We start from the raw sequence: 18,551 nt of genomic DNA, 5'->3' as shown, positions 1-18,551 counted from the left end.
CAAAAATGACGGCCAATAGCACATTTTGACTTTGTCAGTTGCTAACGGTGCCCGCCCCGCAGTAGTGGGGCGGGCCGTTCACGCAACACTATATGGAGCAGGTAAGTTCACCTAAACGCTTGGTGAGTAGATTATTCTCGCGGTAATCGATGGGAATGACTAGCAGGCTGGGGCCCGATTCTGCAAAGCATTGGTGCAATGTACTCTCAACGTCTTGCGCATTTTCCACGAGGTGCCCATGCCAGTCGAAAGCCTCGGCCAATTTCATCCAGTCTGGATTGCCAAATGCGAGATCGGTGTGGCGGCCAAATTCGTTGTCTTGCTTCCAGGCGATAAGGCCGTAGGCGTTGTCGGCCCACACCATCACGGTAATATTGAGGTTGAGGCGGCGCGCAGTTTCCATTTCTTGCACGTTCATCATGAAGCCGGCGTCGCCGCAAATGGCGACGATATTGCGATCGGGGTGTACTAGCGCTGCGGCAATGGCCCCCGGCAGTGCAAAGCCCATGGAGCAAAAGCCATTTGGAATGAGACAAGTGTTGGGTTCGTGACACTGAAAATGGCGGGCAATCCACATTTTGTGGGCGCCCACATCCGACAGCAGAATGTCGTGCGCGCCCATCGCTTGGCGCACATCCCACAGCACCTTTTGCGGGCGTATTAGACCCTCGGTGGTGTCGTTTTTGTGCTTGGCCAACTCTTCGCTCATGTCGCGTCGCACGGCTTGTTGCTGGCTTAAATCAAATTGCAACGCATTCGGCTCAGCCGCCACGCGCTCGTTGAGCATCCACAGTGCGTGGGCCAGATCGCCCACCGCTTCAAGTTCCGGGTGGTAGTTTTCGTCAATCTCAGCCGGTAAAAAGTCGATGTGGATGACCTCTTTGGAATGGTCGTTATTCCACAGTTTGGGGTGGTATTCCACCATGTCGTAGCCCAGGCAAATTACCAAGTCGGCGGCATCGACGGCGCAGGCAGGAATGTCTTTGGAGCCGAGTCCAATGGTATAGAGGCAATAGGGTGCGTCCATATCCACGCAGCCCTTGGCCATAAAGGTGGACAACACACCGATGCCCGTGGCCTCACAAAATAGGCGCAGTTGTTTGGAGGCGCGCCGGCGAATGCAGCCGTTACCCGCGATGATGATCGGGCGCTTGGCGTTCTTGATACGTTCAAATATCCGGTTTATGGCTTTGTCGTCGGGTACTGGTCTGCGAAATTTATGTACGGCCAGTGGACGTTTGTCCGTGGGCAACTTGGCAATATCCTCGGGCAATTCCACGTGTACCGCGCCGGGTTTTTCGGTGCGTGCTACACGCACGGCTTTGCGCATAATTTCTGGAATGTTTTCCGGGTGCCAAACGGTGGTGGCCCATTTTGTAACGGGTTTAAACATGTGCACAACGTCCATCACCTGATGTGACTCTTTGTGCAAACGGGTGGAGGCGCCCTGTCCGGTTAGGACTAACATGGGCGCGCGATCCATGTTCGAATCGGCCACGCCGGTAATCAAGTTGGTGGCGCCGGGGCCTAGAGTGCCGAGACAGCCCGCGGGATTGCCGGTAAGTCGGCCATAGATTTCGGCCATAAATGCAGCACCCTGCTCGTGGCGGGTGAGTATAAATCGAATGCGCTCCGACTTTTCCAGCGACATCATAAAGTCGGCGTTCTCTTCGCCAGGGACACCAAAAATATATTCGATGCCTTCCTCTTCGAGGCACTGCACCATTAAGTCGGACGCTTGCATGACATTTTCCCGTGTGGTCGGAGGGTGTGCTTCTAGAATAGACCATCTTGCACAGCCCTTGACTTACAATGTCCGCTCACACAGAACTGGAGAGGCGGCGATGGGCTGGGGATTGTGGATGTTAGAGATATTGGGCGACCTGTTGGCAGTGGCGATATTGGGGTTGCTGTTATGGGTGTTGGTGGCTTTCGTTGTGGATCGCACGCAAACGCGCCATACCATCCGGCGCAATTACCCGGTCATAGGGCGATTCCGCTATTGGTTTGAGCACCTGGGCGTGTTTTTCCGCCAGTATTTCTTTTCGCTCGATCGGGAGGAGATGCCGTTCAATCGCGCGGATCGCAGCTGGGTTTATCGCGCAGCAAAAAACGAAACCTTAAATGTGGCCTTTGGTTCAACGCGCGATATCGATAAGCCCGGAACCCCCATTTTTCTCAATGCGTTAATCCCCATCAGCCATGAGGCGCACGAACCCCCGGCCCTGCTGACCTTTGGCCCCGATTGCCCCAACCCCTACAGCACGCGCTCGCTATTCAATATTTCCGCCATGAGTTTTGGCGCTTTGTCGGCGCCGGCTGTGGAAGCCCTGTCGAAGGGCGCTGCGCGCGCCGGCTGTTGGTTGAATACCGGCGAGGGTGGCTTATCGCCGCATCACTTAAGCGGCCATTGCGATTTGATATTTCAAATAGGCACTGCCAAATACGGTGTGCGCAACGCCGCCGGAGAACTGGATGACAGCAAGCTTGCGGACATTGCCGCGCTAACAGAAGTAAAAATGTTTGAAATTAAGCTGAGCCAAGGCGCCAAGCCCGGCAAAGGTGGCATATTGCCCGCTGAAAAAGTCACGCAGGAAATTGCCGCTATTCGAGGTATTCCCGTGGCCGAGGCGTCCATCAGTCCCAACGGTCACACCGAAGTAAAACAGGTGTCCGATCTGCTAGATTTAGTGGCGCGCGTTCGACGGGTGACGGGGAAACCGACCGGGATAAAATTTGTGCTGGGCGACGCGCGCTGGCTCGACGAATTGTTTTTGCTTATTGGCGAGCGCGGCCACCCGAGTGCGCCTGATTTTATAACTCTGGACAGCGGCGATGGCGGATCGGGTGCAGCGCCTCAGCCATTGATGGACACCACGGGATTGCCCATCAAAGAAAGCCTGCCCCAATTGGTGGCGCTGTTGCAAAAATACGGGTTGCGCGAGCGCATTAAAGTTGTTGTGGCGGGCAAGTTGATAACCCCTTCTGCGGTCGCAACGGCCCTGTGTGTCGGCGCTGACGCCATCAATAGCGCCCGTGGATTCATGTTTGCCCTCGGTTGTATTCAGGCCATGCAGTGTAATAAAAACACCTGCCCCACCGGTGTGACAACTCACGATAAGCGCCTACAGCGAGGCTTAGTGCCCGCTGAAAAAGCGCTGCGCGTGGCGCAGTATCACCAGCAGATGACGGACAGTTTGAATATGATTGCCCATGCCTGCGGGGTAGCGGAGCCGCGACAAATGACCCCAGCACATGTGCGCTTGGTGACGCGCCCGGGCCACTCCCTGCCGCTACTCGACTACGTGCAGGCCGCAGCAGCGAGGAGCGAAGAAGGCGCGCGCGAATCGTTGTAAGTGCATGCGTTAGGGCTTTTCATCGAGATAGATTTCGAGACTCAGCTCGATACCGGGATCGTGATCGAAACCGTGTTCACGATCCCACCGCACATAGGGTTGCAGTTCCCAAAATAGCCACTCGCGATAAAAGCGCTTGCGATAGCGCAGCCATACGCGGTGGCCGTCCGCGAGCGCGGATGTGTGGATGTTACCGTTCGAAGCCACGCCGGCGCCCCAAGCCAAATCCCGATCCACCTGGTGCAGATATTCCACACTCGAGTGCCAGTCTACGCCAGTGGTCTCCTCGTTCACATCATAGCGCTGGCGCCAGCGCAGTATGTCCTGTCGGCTATCGGCCATGGAGTGATCCACATCGATTTGGGTGCGCGCGCCCGCGCCTTCATCGCTGCGGTAGTAGACGCTTTGGCCCCCGGTCACCTGGGCTTTGTCGGTGAGCTTGAGGCGCCCCGTGGTGTTGGCCTGCACGAAAGCGCGTATGGGCGTGCGCAACTGTAATCCAGAGGAGATGGAGATGTTGTAGTCCTCGGTGGTGCGCAGTGCCCAGCTCAGGGCCGCTGAGATAGGGTTGCGCCGCTCTGACTGCGAGGGTGTTACCGAGCGACGGTCCAAGCTGTCGAATAGCGTGTCTGGGTCTTCGTTGGTTAGCAGCAACCGCAATCGTTCTTGGGTGTAGGGCAGGGTGACGCGGCTGCGCACTGAGAACGAAAAATCACAGCCTTGAATGTCGCTGCAATCGAATTTGGGGGTTAAGCGCAAATCATGGCTGGCATGACTGGGGCCGCGCTTGACGGCAAAAAAGTTATCAAACCAAATGACTGGCTCCTGGGCCGTTTCGTGCAGGTACTCTCGGGTGTTGTCGAGCCAGTTTTTATCGGCCTCAGCGATGCTGTAAGTGGGCCATAAATTGGGATCTGAGAGCGCCACGCGTGTGTGTTGTACAGAATGCGCCACAAAGGCTGCGGCGGACTGATAGGGCGTAAAATCCTCCACGCCGCGGAGCTTTACCGGCTCTCTGGATCTGGTGTCCAGCCTCAATGAGTTGTGGCGATGCTCGCTGGGTGACAGCCGAGGCGAGTAGTCGTATAGACTTGGCCACTGCTCGATGGTAAACGCAGTAGGTGTTTGCGCTAGTTCGCACTGATTGGATTTAACCTCGAGCCATGCTTCCACGCTGGCTGTATCAAACCAATTGGGTTCGTCATTTAGCTCTGCCTGTCCCTGGGTGGCAACTATCATGGCGATTATGGGCCATATTGCCGATCTCTGTTGGTGCATTCCCGCCCCTACCGTATGACTCAGACTTTCATTCTAGCTGTGCTGAAGCCGTTTGGGCAGTGGCAGCGCAGGCTCGATTTTGGTATAAGCCATGGCACTCGCACGGGATTGCCCGCGCCGAATATTGAATTGCAGGAAGTAGCATGTCTGATCTGATCACCGCCATGCCAGCGGATGAACGCCTCGCCCTTAAAGAATTTACCGAAAAGGCCTACTTGGACTACTCCATGTACGTCATTTTGGACCGCGCGCTGCCCCACGTGGGTGACGGGCTAAAGCCGGTTCAGCGCCGCATTATCTATGCCATGAGCGAACTGGGATTAAAGGCGAGCGCAAAATTTAAGAAGTCGGCGCGCACCGTGGGCGATGTGATCGGTAAGTTTCACCCGCATGGGGATTCAGCCGCCTATGAGGCCATGGTGCTGATGGCCCAGCCGTTCTCCTATCGCTACCCACTGGTGGACGGCCAGGGGAACTGGGGCTCGCCCGACGATCCCAAATCCTTCGCCGCCATGCGATACACGGAGTCGCGCCTGACCAAGTTTAGCGAGGTGTTGCTATCGGAATTGGGGCAGGGCACCGTGGATTGGCTGCCCAACTTCGATGGCACGTTAAACGAGCCGGCGGTGCTGCCAGCGCAAGTGCCGCACGTGCTCTTAAATGGCACCACGGGCATTGCCGTGGGCATGGCCACCGATATTCCGCCGCACAATTTGCGCGAGGTGGTGGGGGCCTGTGTTCATTTGATCGACCATCCCAAGGCCAGTGTCACCGAGTTGGCAGAATTTATTCACGGCCCTGACATGCCCACTGAGGCGGAGATCATCACGCCCCGCGACGACATTATCAAGATGTACGAAACCGGCCGCGGCAGTCTACGGATGCGTGCCGTGTGGATTGAAGAGGATGGCGACGTGGTGGTAACTGCACTGCCACACCAAGTGAGCGGGGCCAAGGTGCTCGAGCAAATCGCTGCACAAATGGTGGCCAAAAAGCTGCCCATGGTGGCCGATCTGCGCGATGAGTCGGATCATGAAAACCCCACGCGTTTAGTCATTGTCCCGCGTTCAAACCGCGTGGATCTGGCGCAGATGATGCAGCATTTGTTCGCCACAACGGACTTAGAGCGCACTTATCGCGTCAACATGAACATGATCGGCATCGATGGCCGCCCCGCCGTCAAAGCGCTCGATACGCTGCTGAGTGAGTGGTTGAGCTTCCGTCTTGTCACCACCCGCAAACGGCTTCAGCACCGACTGGAGAAGGTCAATGAGCGATTAGATCGCTTGGCGGCGTTGATGATTGTCTTTTTAAATGTGGATGAAGTGATTCACATTATTCGCACAGAGGACGAACCCAAGCCCGTGTTGATGGCGCGCTTCAATTTAAACGAGGCGCAGGCGGAATACATTTTAGAAACCAAATTGCGCCAATTGGCGCGCTTGGAAGAAATGAAGATTCTTCAAGAGCAGGAGGCGCTCGAAAAAGAGCGGGCCGATCTTGAAAAAACACTGGGCTCGGCGGTGCGTTTGAAGACGCTGGTAAAGAAAGAGTTATTAGCGGTAATGGAGCAGCATGGCGATGACCGCCGTTCGCCCATCGTCGCGCGCGAAGAGGCCAAAGCCTTTAGTGAAACGGAATTGATGTCGGCCGACCCCATCACGGTGGTGATCTCCGAGAAGGGTTGGATTCGTGCGGCCAAAGGCCACGATATCGATCCCGCGGCGCTCAATTACAAAGCCGGAGACGGCTTTAAGCTGGCGGTGCGCGGTAAGAGCAACCAGCCGGTGTTGTTGCTGGATTCCACGGGCCGAAGTTATTCACTGGCCAGTCACAATTTACCGTCAGCGCGCGGGCAAGGGGAGCCCATTACCGGCAGCTTGAATCCGCCCAGTGGCGCCACCTTTGAGGGCGCTTTAATGGGGGCGGATGATGAGCGAGTGCTGCTAGCTTCCGATGCCGGCTACGGCTTCGTCGCTAAGCTGGCCGATTTGGCCTCCAAAAATCGCGCGGGTAAAGCCTTGGTGACGCTGCCCAAAGGCGCGCAGATTATGCCGCCCTGTGCGGTATCTGAGCCCTCCACGGCGCTTTTGGCCGCGGTCAGCAACGAAGGGCGTTTGCTGGTGTTTCCATTGACCGAATTGCCCGAATTGGCACGCGGTAAGGGCAATAAAATCATGAATATTCCTTCGGCGCGCCTGCAGGCGCGCGAAGAATTTCTGTTGGCACTCGCCGTGTTGGGCGCAGGAGACGAGTTGACGGTCTATTCGGGCAAGCGCCATTTGACACTTAAAGCCAGTGATCTTGAGCACTATCGAGGTGAGCGCGGACGGCGGGGCAATAAGCTGCCGCGGGGCTTTCAAAAAGTTGACAGCGTCGCAGTTGCGCGCAAGGGCTAGTGGGCTAGCGGCGCGAATGCGCTAGACTGGGCCAGATATCGGGTCGTGAATGCGGCCCCACCACCGCCGGTGGTTTACAAGGATGAGATGAGGTGCCGCATGGGCAAGACACTGTTCAAACTATTGTTAGTGCTAGTAGCGCTGTTGTTAGCGGGCCGCTGGTTGCTGCAATGGGAAATTCGAAATAGCGTCGATGACGCAATCGCCAGTGTGCGCTCGGTAGTTTATGTCAACTACGATCGGTTGGATGTGGGCTTCGACGGCACGGTGGTGGTCAAGCGCATAACGCTCAATAGCAATGATGAGGACGGTTTCAATGCCTTTATTCAGCAGATTGAGGTCGATCTTCAGTCGCTGCCAGAGCTGTTTCAGCGTCGGCTGGGCGGCGAGCCACCAGAGCGCATGCAGGTTCGCGTAACCGGCGTCACAGCCAATTTTGGCAACCTAGTAGAAACCTTCGAGCGGGACGTCAATTGCATGGACCCCGCCCATCAACCCGCCGACTGGATGCTGGGCCTCAATCAAGAAAGCAATCTGGTATTCACCTACGACTACTCCGCTGAAAATCGCGATTTAACACTGGACTTGGATGTGCAGGTACCCGATGCCTACTCCCTGAATACCCACTTGCGATTGGGCAATGTGGCGCCAAATTTGCGCACTGCTGGCACGCTGGACATGGTGCGCATTAACTACCACGACGTGCGCAGCATTGATGCTTGGCGAACCTTTTGTGCCAAGCACCATGAGCTGTCGCCCGAGGCATTAGTAACGCAGCACGTGGCCGCCATTGAGAACTCGTTAAATTATCAGGGCCTCAGCATGACCGAAGCTGCCCGCAGCGCCTATGAAAACTATTTGCTCCGATCTGGCCGGCTCAAGGCGCGCTGGGTGTTGGGTGTTAATCTCAATGAAGTTCCTAGTCTCGAGGTTATAGAGGCCATGCTCGTGGATCGTCTGGAGCTAGAACTAGCAGGTACGGCAGTTTCGCCTATATTTAATAGAGTGGAGCCAAAACAGCGGGTAACGCGCACTGCGCCATTGCAGCCTAAACGCGCCGCGCCGCCGCCAGCTCCAGTAGAAATCAGCTTTGATGAGGCCCGCGAGCACATAGGTCGCACCGTGGTCATTGTGACCGGCGCCAAAGAAGTACAGGGCCAGTTGCTTAAGGTGGGGGAATCGGAGTTGGTACTTGAGGTTGTGAAAGATGGTACTAACCGTTTTTCAATAACTTATTATCGCAGCCGTTTGGATCGCATTCTGCTGCAGCCGTAACCACCGTCAATCGGTGGTCATGTTTGGAGCCTTGAATGAGCACAGATAATCGCCGCTACCCTCGAATTCCCGTGCGGTGTCGCGTATTGATACAGCACGCGAGTTGCGGTGAAGTGTTGGCCCAAACGCGCGACATTTCTGATGGCGGCATATTTATCGTCGCCAATCCCGAGGTGATGCCCCCTGTGGGCACGGAAGTGCGCGGACAGGTTCAGGGCATGTTGGTGGATGCACCGGTGGTCGATATGATTATCGTGCGCATAGAAGAGGGTGGTTTGGGGCTCAAGTTTTGTACTTAGCTGCTAGCGCAGGTTTCCGCCATAATCTACCAGCGCCAATTTATTAGGTCCGCGCAAAACGCTGGTGCCGACGATACGGAAAGGTGTCGTTAATTTTCCCCGCCCTGAGTTCATCCTGAATAGTTTGCCAGTATCGATAATCGTATAAATCAGCGTGCCGCTTTTCGAAGGCCTTGCGTGCGGTTGAGTTGCCGCTGAAAAACAGTCGAAACTCCTCGGGAAAAATGTCAAATTCACCTACGGTATACCAGGGGCGATCGGACATTTCGTCGATTTCATTTTGAGCGGCGGGGATTTTTCGAAATACACACTCTGTGATTAAACATATTTCGTCATAATCGTAAAACACCACGCGCCCGTGCCGAGTGACACCAAAATTCTTAAGCAACATGTCGCCAGTAAATATATTGGCGGCGGCAAGTTGCTTGATGGCGTTGCCATACTCATCCATAACATCTTCTATTTGGGCGTCTGTGGCTTTAGCTAAATAGATATTCAGCGGCACCATGCGACGCTCGGTGTAGAGATGTTTAATGATGATGAGTTTGTCGGTGATGATGAGTTTAGAGGGCGCCACTTTTTGCAGTTCATCCAGTAGCTCAGTGCTAAATCGATTTCGGTAAAAAATAAAGTTGGTGTACTCCTGAGTGTCTGCCATGCGCCCTGCGCGATCGGACCGCGAAACGAGCTTGTATTTTTCTTTGACTATGACCTCGGTTACTTTCTTTGGCGGGTCGAAGCGGTCTTTAATAATTTTAAACACCACGTCGTATGAGGGCAGCGTAAATACGCTCATGACCATGCCCTTGATGCCCGGTGCAATAACGAACTGGTCATCACTGCGTTTCATGTGTTGAATCACGTGGCGGTAAAATTCTGTTTTGCCGTGTTTGTTTAGACCAATGGCGTTGTAAAGCTCAGATACATCTTTGCGGGGCATGATGGAGCGCAAAAATTTAACGAAGCGGGAGGGGATGGGGGTGTCCACCATGAAATAGGAGCGCGTGAAGCTAAAAACACGGCTGGCGCTGTCGCCATCGAGTAGAATAGCGTCAGCATAAATTCCGCCCTGCTCATTGTGTTGAAACGGGACAATAACCGGAATGATGATGTCGCCAATCACCGCGCGTGCGACCAAGTAGGCGCCCTTGTTGCGGTAGAAAATGGACTCCAGGACATCGATGCGCATGTCGTTGGTAGGCAGGTCCTGGAGGGCAAGAGTCGCTTGTTCAATGGCGTCGACCATGCGCCGTACATCTCGGGCTCGGTCCTCCCAGGGCACAGAGAATTCGAAATCATCGAAGATGCGATTTATTACATTGGTCAGCCCGAATTCAGCGCTATAGCTGAAATAAATGGCGTATTCTCGCAGCTGTTTGTTGTCCTCTTGCTTCGAGGGTTTGACAAAGAGATAGCGATCGTGAATTTGTTGGTGGTTGAATAGATTGCAGAAAACTGAATTGAAGAAAGTTTCAGCAATTTCATAGTTGCGATGATTGGTGACTAGTAATGCATAGGCTTGCCGCGCCTGTTGCCAGATGTCGAGCGCTAAAACATTTTTGCTGGTAACGCCCTTAACCAATGAACACACCTGCATCACTTTGCGCTTATACAACTCGATGCGCGCGATATGCGCCTCTTGTACAGCCAGCCAGTTACAGGTTTCAAAACGAGCTTTCGCACCCAGTGTGATATTTTGGAAGTCGGCAAAATAGGCATCAAAACCATTGAGTATGGTTTTTGCTATGCGTTTTGCACTGGGGGTAAGCAGTGCGTTCGAGGTGCTGTTCGCCGGATGCGGAACGTTGGACATGGCAATGTCCTCGCTGCAGAATGACCGCCCAAGTATACGGGCTAAATGCAGGCCCTACATAAACAGGAGCGATGTTTTGATGCATAGTGGTTATTTGAATTCGCTATACCTAGGCATGCACCGATTGATGGCTATGCTGGCCCTGGCTGCCAGTCTATTGTGGGCACCGAGCGCCAGTGCACTGGTGGTGCTGCAGTATCACCACGTGAGCGACGACACCCCCTCCGCCACCAGTATTTCACCAACGAATTTCGCAGACCACATGGCGCACTTAAAGGCCAGTGGTTTTCGGGTCATAGGGTTACCCGAGTTATTGGCGTTGGTGCAGGCGCGCCAGCCGCTGCCGGATCGAACGGTATTGATCACCTTTGACGATGCCTATGTGTCGGTCTTGGAGGTGGCGCACCCGATCCTCAAGGCGAACGGTTGGCCCTACGTGATCTTCGCCAGCACAGAGGCCGTTGACCACGGACAGCGACACGTCATGAGCTGGGATCAGTTGCGACAGTTGGCGCGCGAAGGGGCGGCGGTGGCGAATCACGGGCACCAGCACACGCATTTGGTGCGACGGCCAACTGACGTGGGCCCCGCGCAGTGGGCGGCGCACGTGAAATCGGATCTACTCAGTGCGCAGGCGCGCTTAAAGGAGGAGTTGAAGCAAACCTGGCCCGTGCTGGCCTTCCCCTATGGCGAATATGACGCTTCACTCGTGAATTTAATGCAGACATGGGGTTGGCTTGCTTTCGGTCAACAGTCGGGCGCAGCGGCGCTGCGCGATCTACCGGTGCTGCCGCGTTTTCCCTTTGGGGGGCGCTATGTGAAAATTGACGATTTCGCGCAAAAGCTGCAGGCGTTGCCACTGCCGCTGGCAGGCGTTGAGTTGGCCGATGAGGCGGGTCATTCCTTGGCAGATGGCGTATTGCCTTTGGGCGTGCGCCAGCCGCAATTGTCACTGACCTTTAACAAGGAAAGATTGGCGCAAACGGTGAATTGCTATGTGAGTGGGCAGGGGCTGGCCGAGGTGCTCGATGGAGCGGGGGCCGAGCGCACGTTTCAAGCCAAGCGCCCGCTTCCAGCTGGGCGCAGTCGCTATAATTGCACAGCGCCCAGTGGCGAACGTGGGCGATTCTATTGGTTTTCACAGGCCTTTCTACGCCCCACGGACGATGGCCATTGGCCACGTGAGCCATAGGCGAGGCGCACTCACAAATTGGCTGGGTAAAGCGGCCTTGTACTCCCGTCAAGACCCACCTAGAATGGTTATGCTTTACCGTTTTGCTGCTCAGCCGAAAGACATTTTGCCTTGCTCTGCGCTGCTAGATGGATAAGTTTGGAAATCGCCAAGGGAACTGGCACAGTTTATTTGTAAGACGAGGTCTTAAATGTCTAATTTGCACAATGGCGTTGTTAAGTGGTTTAACGACGAAAAAGGTTACGGTTTTTTGCAGCAGGAATCAGGTCCGGACGTGTTTGTACACTTTCGCGCCATCAATGGTAACGGCCGCAAGACACTGGTAGAAGGTCAAGCTGTGACTTTCGAAATCACTCAGGGCCAGAAGGGTCCTCAGGCAGAGAATGTAACGCCCGGCTAAGCCTAGCGTGTATTCTAAAAAACCCGGCAACCGCCGGGTTTTTTTTGATGTACAGGAAGTACGAATGCCGCGTAGGGCAGGACGCCCAAGAGCGGCGAGATGTACAGGAAGTACGAATGCCGCGCAGGGCAGGACGCCCGAGAGCGGCGAGATGTACAGGAAGTACGAATGCCGCGCAGGGCAGGACGCCCAAGAACGGCGAGATGTACAGGAAGTACGAATGCCGCGTAGGGCAGGACGCCCGAGAGCCATCAATTGTGCCCAGCGCTCGGTGTCTTCACTCCAATTTGTTGTAACGAATCATTTTGCGCAGCTCGTCAATGTAGGCTTGGCCTCGGGTGGAGTAGGCTTCGAGACCCGCCACCATGTCGTAACCGCGCAAGGGCTGGTTGTTGGCGCGCGCGCGCTCGCGGATTTCGCGAATGCTGCTGTAGCGGTGAAAGGCATTGATATTCTGGAAATAGGCGGCGATGGCGGCTTCAACGCTGTCGAACTTAGCCACCTCGTAGGTTTCGCCCTCAGGGCGGCTGTGGGGCACCACCCCGCAGCCCACGCTGAAACACCACTGACCAAATAAATTATTGGCCTCGCGGGCAAAGCGAGACTGGCCCCAGGCCGACTCCATGGCAGCCTGTGCCAACACCATGGATACGGGAATGGTATCCATCCGTCGCATGAGCGTGTCGACGGCTTCGCGATCGCTGGCGTCTTCCTCCACCTTGTAGCGCTCGCGCACCAGTGCCATGTAGCGCCGTTGCGCCTTGGTGAGCGGCCGCTCGTTAACCAGCGAAATTTCAATACCCTTTAGAATTAAGCGGCGCTCGCGAATCAGCTGATTTTGGTATTGGACTGCGGGCCGCAGGTAGTCAAAAAACGCTTTTTTTCGCGCGGGGATGTCGGTAATAGCGCCGAAGTCGGGCAGGCTCCGGTAGTCGTAGGTGTTATTCAATTCCCGCTTTAAGGCGCCGTCTTTACCCACTAAATGCAGACGGCTGAGGTACTGATCGGCATAGTCACTAAATTGGGTGGCTTCGGGGTCAAGTGCCATGGCCGCGAGCACCGCCTCCGCGTTCAAGCGCTCTTCCGCTCCCTCACCGGTTAGCGCAAGCCCCGGTTCCCGCAAAAATCCGCGTCGCTCCTCCAGCGGTGAACTCTGTAACCAAAAGGCGAGCGCCGCAACGCCCACGACGTAGCCCATGAAAATAGCGGCAAGCCCGTTGCCTCGGCCCAATGGACCCATAGTGCTTCTCCAAAAAACGGAACGTTAGGTAGGTGTTTAGCTCAATCTAGGCCGATTTGCTTTTTTAAGGCATCTAAGCGCGCCAAGTTTTCATCTTTGCTGAGTGGCCGCTCGATGTGTTCGGGCAGCGCCTTGCGATCGGGCAGCGCCAGCTTGATGCCCTTGCGCACCTGATCGCAATAGTTTTTGTAGTGCTCTGAAAACACGGGGAGGGCGGTGCGCTCAGTGTTGTTGGCAAGAAAGTACCAGTCGCTGGCTTTGCCCGCTAAATAGACCGCGGGGTGGCTCCAGTTCTGGTCGGCTTTGGGCGAGGGGGCGTTGCAGGCCTCCACGTAGGCGGCGTGCACATCGGGCAGGCCGTGGCTGCGGTTGTCGCCTTCACAGGCCACCAGCATTTTGTGCACCGTGGGTAAATAATCCGATTGCTGGATGACGCGTTTGGCGCCGCGCAATATCACGTCTGGCGCAAAACTACTCAAGGATTCTAACCACAGGCGCTTGGCCAGGCTCAGCGATTCCATGTCGGGGAAGGCGGCAAAATATTGATTGTGGTAGTTCAGCCGAAACAGCTCGAACACCTGATTAATGGCGTCGATGTAATCCGCGCCGGGCTTGTTGCCCGCGTTGTCAGAGCGCCCAGCTTCGGTCTGTGAGTTGCTCGCTGACTGAGCGATCGCGTGTTCGGCCTGATTGAGCAGTGTTTTGCTGTCTTGCATGTCCATTACCTTGCGCTGGCAGTGTACCGTTCAGGCGCTTGGCCCATTGAAATTTTACGTGCTGTAGAAATTTAGTATTCCAAGAGCTGTGCAATTGATGCGTGTCGCGCCAGTAGATTACAAATTCTTTGAGTTGCTGTTTGGCAAATTGTAAATCGATATTGGCCAGTGCCAATACCTCGTAGACGTCTGCCGAGGGCGCCCAGTTGGCGGGGATGGGGCGCGGTTCAGTGTCGTACTGCAGGGTGGTCTGGTAGCGCGCCCACTGGCGGCGCACGTGTTGGATGAATTTGCTGTTCCACGTGCGCGAGGGCTCGCCCCGTTCACTCCAATAGAGCACGAATTCGGCAATGGCATCTTCCACAAAGCATTGGTTGATACCCGCGTGGCGCACCAGCACATCCAGGGCGTCGGCACTGGGGCGCCAGCCACTGGTCATGGGGATTTCCTGTTCGCGACGGCTGAAGTCGGTCTCTTGGTCGCGCCACTTGCGCAGCACCTGCTGAATAAACTTAGCATTCCAGGAGTGCGCAGCCTGGCCCTGATCGCGCCAATAGGTGACAAATTCGGGGATCTGCGCGCGCGCAAACTGTTGTGGAATATTGTGTTGCGCCAGCTGTGCATACACTTCTTCCCCAGGCTGCCAGTGGGGTGCCATGGGTTGCGCGCCGGGTGTGGGCGCGCTTTGGCGCCGTGTGGGTTGATTGTCACTGGCGTCGGGGCGGCGCTCATTGATGGCAAAACGCAGCGACTGACTTTCGTGGAACGGCGCGGTAGACATCAGTAACACGCCCTTGTCGCGCAGGCTTTTAGCGATGCGTGCAATATCGTGATCGCGCCAGAAAGGCATTAATTTGCGCACTTGATCACCCTCCAAATGGCACCACTGGTAGCCGTTGCTGGACTGGCTGGGGTAAAAATTTTGGGCGTCGTTGAGCAGGCTCAACAAGGTGGCCTCTTCGAGTCCCAAGGTGGCGGCCAGTGACGGGCTGATGCAGATGGGGCGTTCGGGAATAAGTGAGTGGGTCATGGCGCTACTTTACCACTGAAGGCCGGTGCGGATCATCACTGTCGAGGGCCTTCCGGCGCTTTCGTCGGTGAGCGCTTAGGGTACACTGCCCGCTGGACAATGAATGAGCCCGTCGGGAGGCAGTGTGGCCAAGGCAAAGATGGCATTTGTGTGTAATGACTGTGGCGCGGACTATCGCAAATGGCAGGGCCAGTGCAGTGAGTGCAATGCGTGGAACACCATCGTAGAAATTCGCTTGGCGCCCGCCAAAACCGCCCGCACTGAGCAGTTTTCAGGCTTCGCGGGGGCCACCACCGGCAAGGTGCAAAAATTGTCGGATATCAGCCTCGATGATTTGCCCCGGGTTAGCAGTGGGATGGAAGAGTTTGATCGCGTGCTGGGTGGCGGGCTAGTACCGGGCTCGGTGGTGCTCATTGGCGGGCATCCCGGCGCTGGTAAATCCACGCTGCTGCTGCAAACGCTGTGCAAATTGGCGGAACACATGCCAGCCCTCTATGTGACCGGCGAAGAATCTCTTCAGCAGGTGGCTATGCGCGCGCGTCGGCTCAATCTGCCCACCGATAAATTGTCGATGTTGTCGGAAACCAGCATCGAGCAGATAGCCGCACAGGCCGATGCCATGCAGCCCAAGGTGATGGTGGTGGATTCCATTCAGGTGATGCACATGGCCGATGTGCAGTCTGCGCCGGGTTCGGTTACCCAAGTGCGCGAGAGCGCGGCCTTTTTGACCCGCTTTGCAAAACAGACGGGCACGGTATTGTTGTTAGTGGGCCACGTCACCAAAGACGGGTCACTGGCGGGCCCGAAAGTGTTGGAACACATGATCGACTGTTCAATTTTGCTCGAGGGCAGTCACGACTCCCGCTACCGCACCTTGCGCGGCAATAAAAACCGTTTTGGCGCCGTCAATGAGCTGGGGGTGTTTGCCATGACCGAGCAGGGCTTGCGCGAAGTCACCAACCCTTCGGCCATTTTTTTGCAGCGCGCCGAAGATGTGGCTTCCGGTTCCATCGTCATGGTGGTGTGGGAGGGCACGCGCCCGCTGTTAGTGGAAGTGCAGGCATTGGTGGACGGCTCGTCGCTAGGAAATCCGCGCCGAGTGGCTGTGGGCCTCGATCAAAATCGACTGGCCATGTTGCTCGCGGTACTGCACCGCCACGGCGGCATTATGGTGGGCGACCAGGATGTGTTTGTGAATGTGGTGGGCGGCGTCAAAGTGGGCGAAACCAGCGTGGATTTGGCGCTGTTGCTGGCTATTGTCTCCAGTTTTCGCGATCACCCATTGCCACAGGATTTAATTGCCTTTGGCGAGGTGGGCCTGTCCGGTGAAATTCGCCCTGTGCCCTCGGGTCAAGAGCGCTTGCGCGAGGCGGCCAAGCACGGCTTCAAACGCGCCATTGTGCCCAAGGCCAATGCGCCGAAAGGTGGCGTGGCAGGTATGGAGATTGTGACGGTAAAAAATTTAGCCGAGGCCTTAGAGGCGATCTAAGGTGGCTGCCACAAAATGTTCGGTATGTTGACAGGTCGGCGACCAAAGCGTTGTTCGCCAAAAAGTAGTTGGCCAAAAAGTAGTTGGCCAAAAAGTAGTTGGCCAAAAAGTTGTTCGCCATAAAATAGGAGGGCCAACATGACTGTTGGCCCTCCTTTTTTGGCGCGGACAAAATGTCCTACATCAGAAATTTTTCAACCGCCAACGCGATCACGCCTGCGAGCGCCAAAAAGCTCAACACTTTCCAGGTGCGCAGCGCGCCTTCCAGTGCCTCTACGCGCTCTTCCAGGGAGGCAGGTTTGGCGGCCGGCTTGCTGTTAGACGATTTGCTGCCGCCGTCCAGGGGGATAACAGATTCTGCTTGCGGGCCCTTGTCCGAATCTTTGTTGACAAATTTGACCGCTAAGCCCTGGCGAATGGGGCCGTCGCCCTGCCATGCACTCTTGTGGAAAAACAGATCTTCACCGGTTTTATCGTCCACAATAAAGCCGAAGCCTTTGCGAAAGTCGTAACGTTTGATTGTGCCTTTGGCCATGTTTCGTTCCTAGTTGCTGTGTAATAAGGCAAAGAGATGATCGTTAAAATTGGGTTCGATCGCTAAGTAATTGCCTATTGATGTGTGAATGTAATTTTTCAGTGTATGTCTGTGTTGGGCTGTGAAGGCTCAGCAGTTGAACCGCATGTCACCCCGCCTGTTTAAGTTCACTCCCCTGCGCAATTCAATCCGGCTCGAAAGGTTGCGATTGCATTTTAGGTGCTCACCATCAAGGTTGACGGCCAAGCAGCGGCTGATGCGATCCATACAAAAAGGGTGAGGGTCAACTTAGGCTCCCTGTGGACACCAAGCCACATTGGTACACCCGAAGGCAGACAAAAACGCCCGTCTATGCCCTTCAGGGTGCGTATTTAGACATTTTTCAACGTCAAGTGCCACTTTTAGTGCTCCCCAAAGTGAGAGCCATCTGAATGTGCACAAAACGGCTAGCCTGAGCGGCTGATGCGAAACCAAGGATAGTCGCCTCCGTGCAGCCTGCAATCTTGCGGCTTGAGTTGTTGCTGCACTTGAGTAGCGGATTGGGATTGTGGCACTAGCGCGCCTGGTATACCCGCACATAGTCCACGTATAAGCGCTGTGGAAAGCTTGAGCTGGCATCAGGGCTGCCGGGCCACTCACCACCCACGGCGACGTTCAACAATAGCCAGAAGGGCTGGTCGTACACCCATTGTCCGTGGGCTTCTACTTGCGCGCGTGTGACCTGATAAAACACCTGGTCATCTACCAGCCAGCGAATTGATTGGCGATCCCATTCGACCGCATAGGTGTGGTAGTTGGCGTCCACTGGCTCGCCGACGTCGTGGGTCCCGAATATGGGTGTTTTACCGGAATAGCCAGGGCCGTGCAGGGCACCGTGGGTGAGTGAGGGCTCTGAACCCACGTGTTCCATGATGTCGATCTCTCCGCCCAGCGGCCAGCCATCAGTTTCGAAATTGTTGCCGAGCGCCCAAAACGCGGGCCAAATGCCCTGGGTCTGCGGAAGCTTCATGCGCGCCTCAATCCGACCGTACTGAAAGGATTGCTTATTGCGCGTGATGAGGCGAGTTGAGGTGTAGGTGCAGGGGCCATACCAGCAGCGATAGTTTGCCGGGTTCTCTTGGCGCGCCTCGATTACCAGCACGTGACTGTTGGCGTGCGGGTCGAATTCAATGTGTGCATTGTGACCGGCGGTATAGTACTGCAGCTCCTTGTTTCCCCAGCCCTCACCACCGGTTTCAAAGCTCCAATTGTCGCTATCGATACGGTTAAATTCGTCAGACCAAACCAATAGATCCGCCGCCGTCTGGCCAACCGGCGCTGGCTCATGGTGCGCGCAGGCCGATAGGAGCAGTGCGAAACCTGAAAAGAGAGCGGGTGTCCAGCGCGTCAACCAGCGCGTCAAATAGGGCTGCATTGTTATTCCTTGTATCCGATGAGTGGATCGAAAAATCCATACTACGTCGTTTTTTCTCGATGTAAAGCGCTTACATTTTGGTTCTTGATGCTCTATTTCGATGCTGGTTGCTCGC

Annotated in this window: 15 protein-coding genes; 7 read left to right on the top strand and 8 right to left on the bottom strand. The window is 55.5% G+C overall.

The window, feature by feature from the left end:
- Window positions 1-88 precede the first annotated feature (88 nt).
- On the bottom strand, window positions 89-1,744 hold the full coding sequence (locus FHS30_RS14090) for an acetolactate synthase large subunit (RefSeq protein ID WP_183911154.1): 1,656 nt from the start codon (window positions 1,742-1,744) through the stop codon (window positions 89-91).
- Between the two features lie 100 nt (window positions 1,745-1,844).
- On the opposite strand from FHS30_RS14090, the gene FHS30_RS14085 reads away from it, so the two are divergent.
- Window positions 1,845-3,356, top strand: a complete 1,512-nt coding sequence (locus FHS30_RS14085) for an FMN-binding glutamate synthase family protein (protein ID WP_183911153.1) — start codon at window positions 1,845-1,847, stop codon at window positions 3,354-3,356.
- Between the two features lie 9 nt (window positions 3,357-3,365).
- Here FHS30_RS14085 and FHS30_RS14080 read toward each other — a convergent pair whose 3' ends face one another.
- Window positions 3,366-4,595 carry a hypothetical protein gene (locus FHS30_RS14080; protein WP_221197319.1) on the bottom strand — a complete coding sequence of 410 codons (1,230 nt, stop codon included), beginning with the start codon at window positions 4,593-4,595 and terminating at the stop codon, window positions 3,366-3,368.
- 182 nt (window positions 4,596-4,777) lie between these two features.
- Here FHS30_RS14080 and parC point away from each other — a divergent pair, with 182 nt between their 5' ends.
- The 3 genes from parC (at window position 4,778) to FHS30_RS14065 (ending at window position 8,607) form a co-directional block, all read left to right on the top strand.
- Window positions 4,778-7,033 (top strand): DNA topoisomerase IV subunit A, encoded by a 2,256-nt coding sequence (parC, locus tag FHS30_RS14075; protein ID WP_183911151.1) that lies wholly within the window; start codon window positions 4,778-4,780, stop codon window positions 7,031-7,033.
- A 99-nt stretch (window positions 7,034-7,132) separates the two neighbouring features.
- The gene (locus tag FHS30_RS14070) at window positions 7,133-8,308 is read left to right on the top strand and encodes a hypothetical protein (RefSeq protein ID WP_183911150.1); all 1,176 of its coding nucleotides are present in this window, start codon (window positions 7,133-7,135) and stop codon (window positions 8,306-8,308) included.
- 35 nt (window positions 8,309-8,343) lie between these two features.
- Entirely contained in the window at window positions 8,344-8,607 is a 264-nt protein-coding gene (locus FHS30_RS14065; protein ID WP_183911149.1) for a PilZ domain-containing protein, read from the top strand.
- A gap of 43 nt (window positions 8,608-8,650) precedes the next feature.
- Here FHS30_RS14065 and aceK read toward each other — a convergent pair whose 3' ends face one another.
- On the bottom strand, window positions 8,651-10,420 hold the full coding sequence (gene aceK / locus FHS30_RS14060) for a bifunctional isocitrate dehydrogenase kinase/phosphatase (RefSeq protein ID WP_183911148.1): 1,770 nt from the start codon (window positions 10,418-10,420) through the stop codon (window positions 8,651-8,653).
- Window positions 10,421-10,499: 79 nt separating this feature from the next.
- On the opposite strand from aceK, the gene FHS30_RS14055 reads away from it, so the two are divergent.
- A complete protein-coding gene (locus FHS30_RS14055) occupies window positions 10,500-11,612 on the top strand; it encodes a polysaccharide deacetylase family protein (protein ID WP_183911147.1) in 1,113 nt (370 codons plus the stop codon).
- 190 nt (window positions 11,613-11,802) lie between these two features.
- Window positions 11,803-12,012, top strand: a complete 210-nt coding sequence (locus tag FHS30_RS14050) for a cold-shock protein (protein ID WP_183911146.1) — start codon at window positions 11,803-11,805, stop codon at window positions 12,010-12,012.
- Between the two features lie 277 nt (window positions 12,013-12,289).
- Here the strand turns inward: FHS30_RS14050 and FHS30_RS14045 are convergent, their stop codons facing one another.
- From FHS30_RS14045 to FHS30_RS14035, 3 genes are read right to left on the bottom strand one after another with little or no spacing between them, the layout of a single operon-like run.
- Window positions 12,290-13,252, bottom strand: coding sequence for a glucosaminidase domain-containing protein (locus tag FHS30_RS14045; protein ID WP_183911145.1), 963 nt, complete (start codon window positions 13,250-13,252; stop codon window positions 12,290-12,292).
- 41 nt (window positions 13,253-13,293) lie between these two features.
- Window positions 13,294-13,968, bottom strand: a complete 675-nt coding sequence (locus FHS30_RS14040; RefSeq protein WP_183911144.1) for a replication protein P — start codon at window positions 13,966-13,968, stop codon at window positions 13,294-13,296.
- Window positions 13,880-14,998, bottom strand: a complete 1,119-nt coding sequence (locus tag FHS30_RS14035; RefSeq protein ID WP_183911143.1) for a DnaT-like ssDNA-binding domain-containing protein — start codon at window positions 14,996-14,998, stop codon at window positions 13,880-13,882. Before FHS30_RS14035 ends, FHS30_RS14040 begins: the two co-directional genes overlap by 89 nt.
- A gap of 124 nt (window positions 14,999-15,122) precedes the next feature.
- Here FHS30_RS14035 and radA point away from each other — a divergent pair, with 124 nt between their 5' ends.
- The gene (radA, locus tag FHS30_RS14030) at window positions 15,123-16,487 is read left to right on the top strand and encodes a DNA repair protein RadA (RefSeq protein ID WP_183911506.1); all 1,365 of its coding nucleotides are present in this window, start codon (window positions 15,123-15,125) and stop codon (window positions 16,485-16,487) included.
- A gap of 178 nt (window positions 16,488-16,665) precedes the next feature.
- Here the strand turns inward: radA and FHS30_RS14025 are convergent, their stop codons facing one another.
- Complete coding sequence (locus FHS30_RS14025; protein WP_183911142.1) at window positions 16,666-17,022, bottom strand: cold-shock protein; 357 nt, start codon at window positions 17,020-17,022, stop codon at window positions 16,666-16,668.
- 553 nt (window positions 17,023-17,575) lie between these two features.
- Window positions 17,576-18,436, bottom strand: a complete 861-nt coding sequence (locus FHS30_RS14020) for a glycoside hydrolase family 16 protein (protein WP_246341349.1) — start codon at window positions 18,434-18,436, stop codon at window positions 17,576-17,578.
- Between the last annotated feature and the right edge of the window lie 115 nt (window positions 18,437-18,551).

This window comes from Simiduia aestuariiviva (genome assembly GCF_014192475.1).
Taxonomy (GTDB): domain Bacteria; phylum Pseudomonadota; class Gammaproteobacteria; order Pseudomonadales; family Cellvibrionaceae; genus Simiduia; species Simiduia aestuariiviva.
Note: the sequence above shows the minus strand (reverse complement) of the source record. Positions and strands in the feature narration are given on the sequence as shown.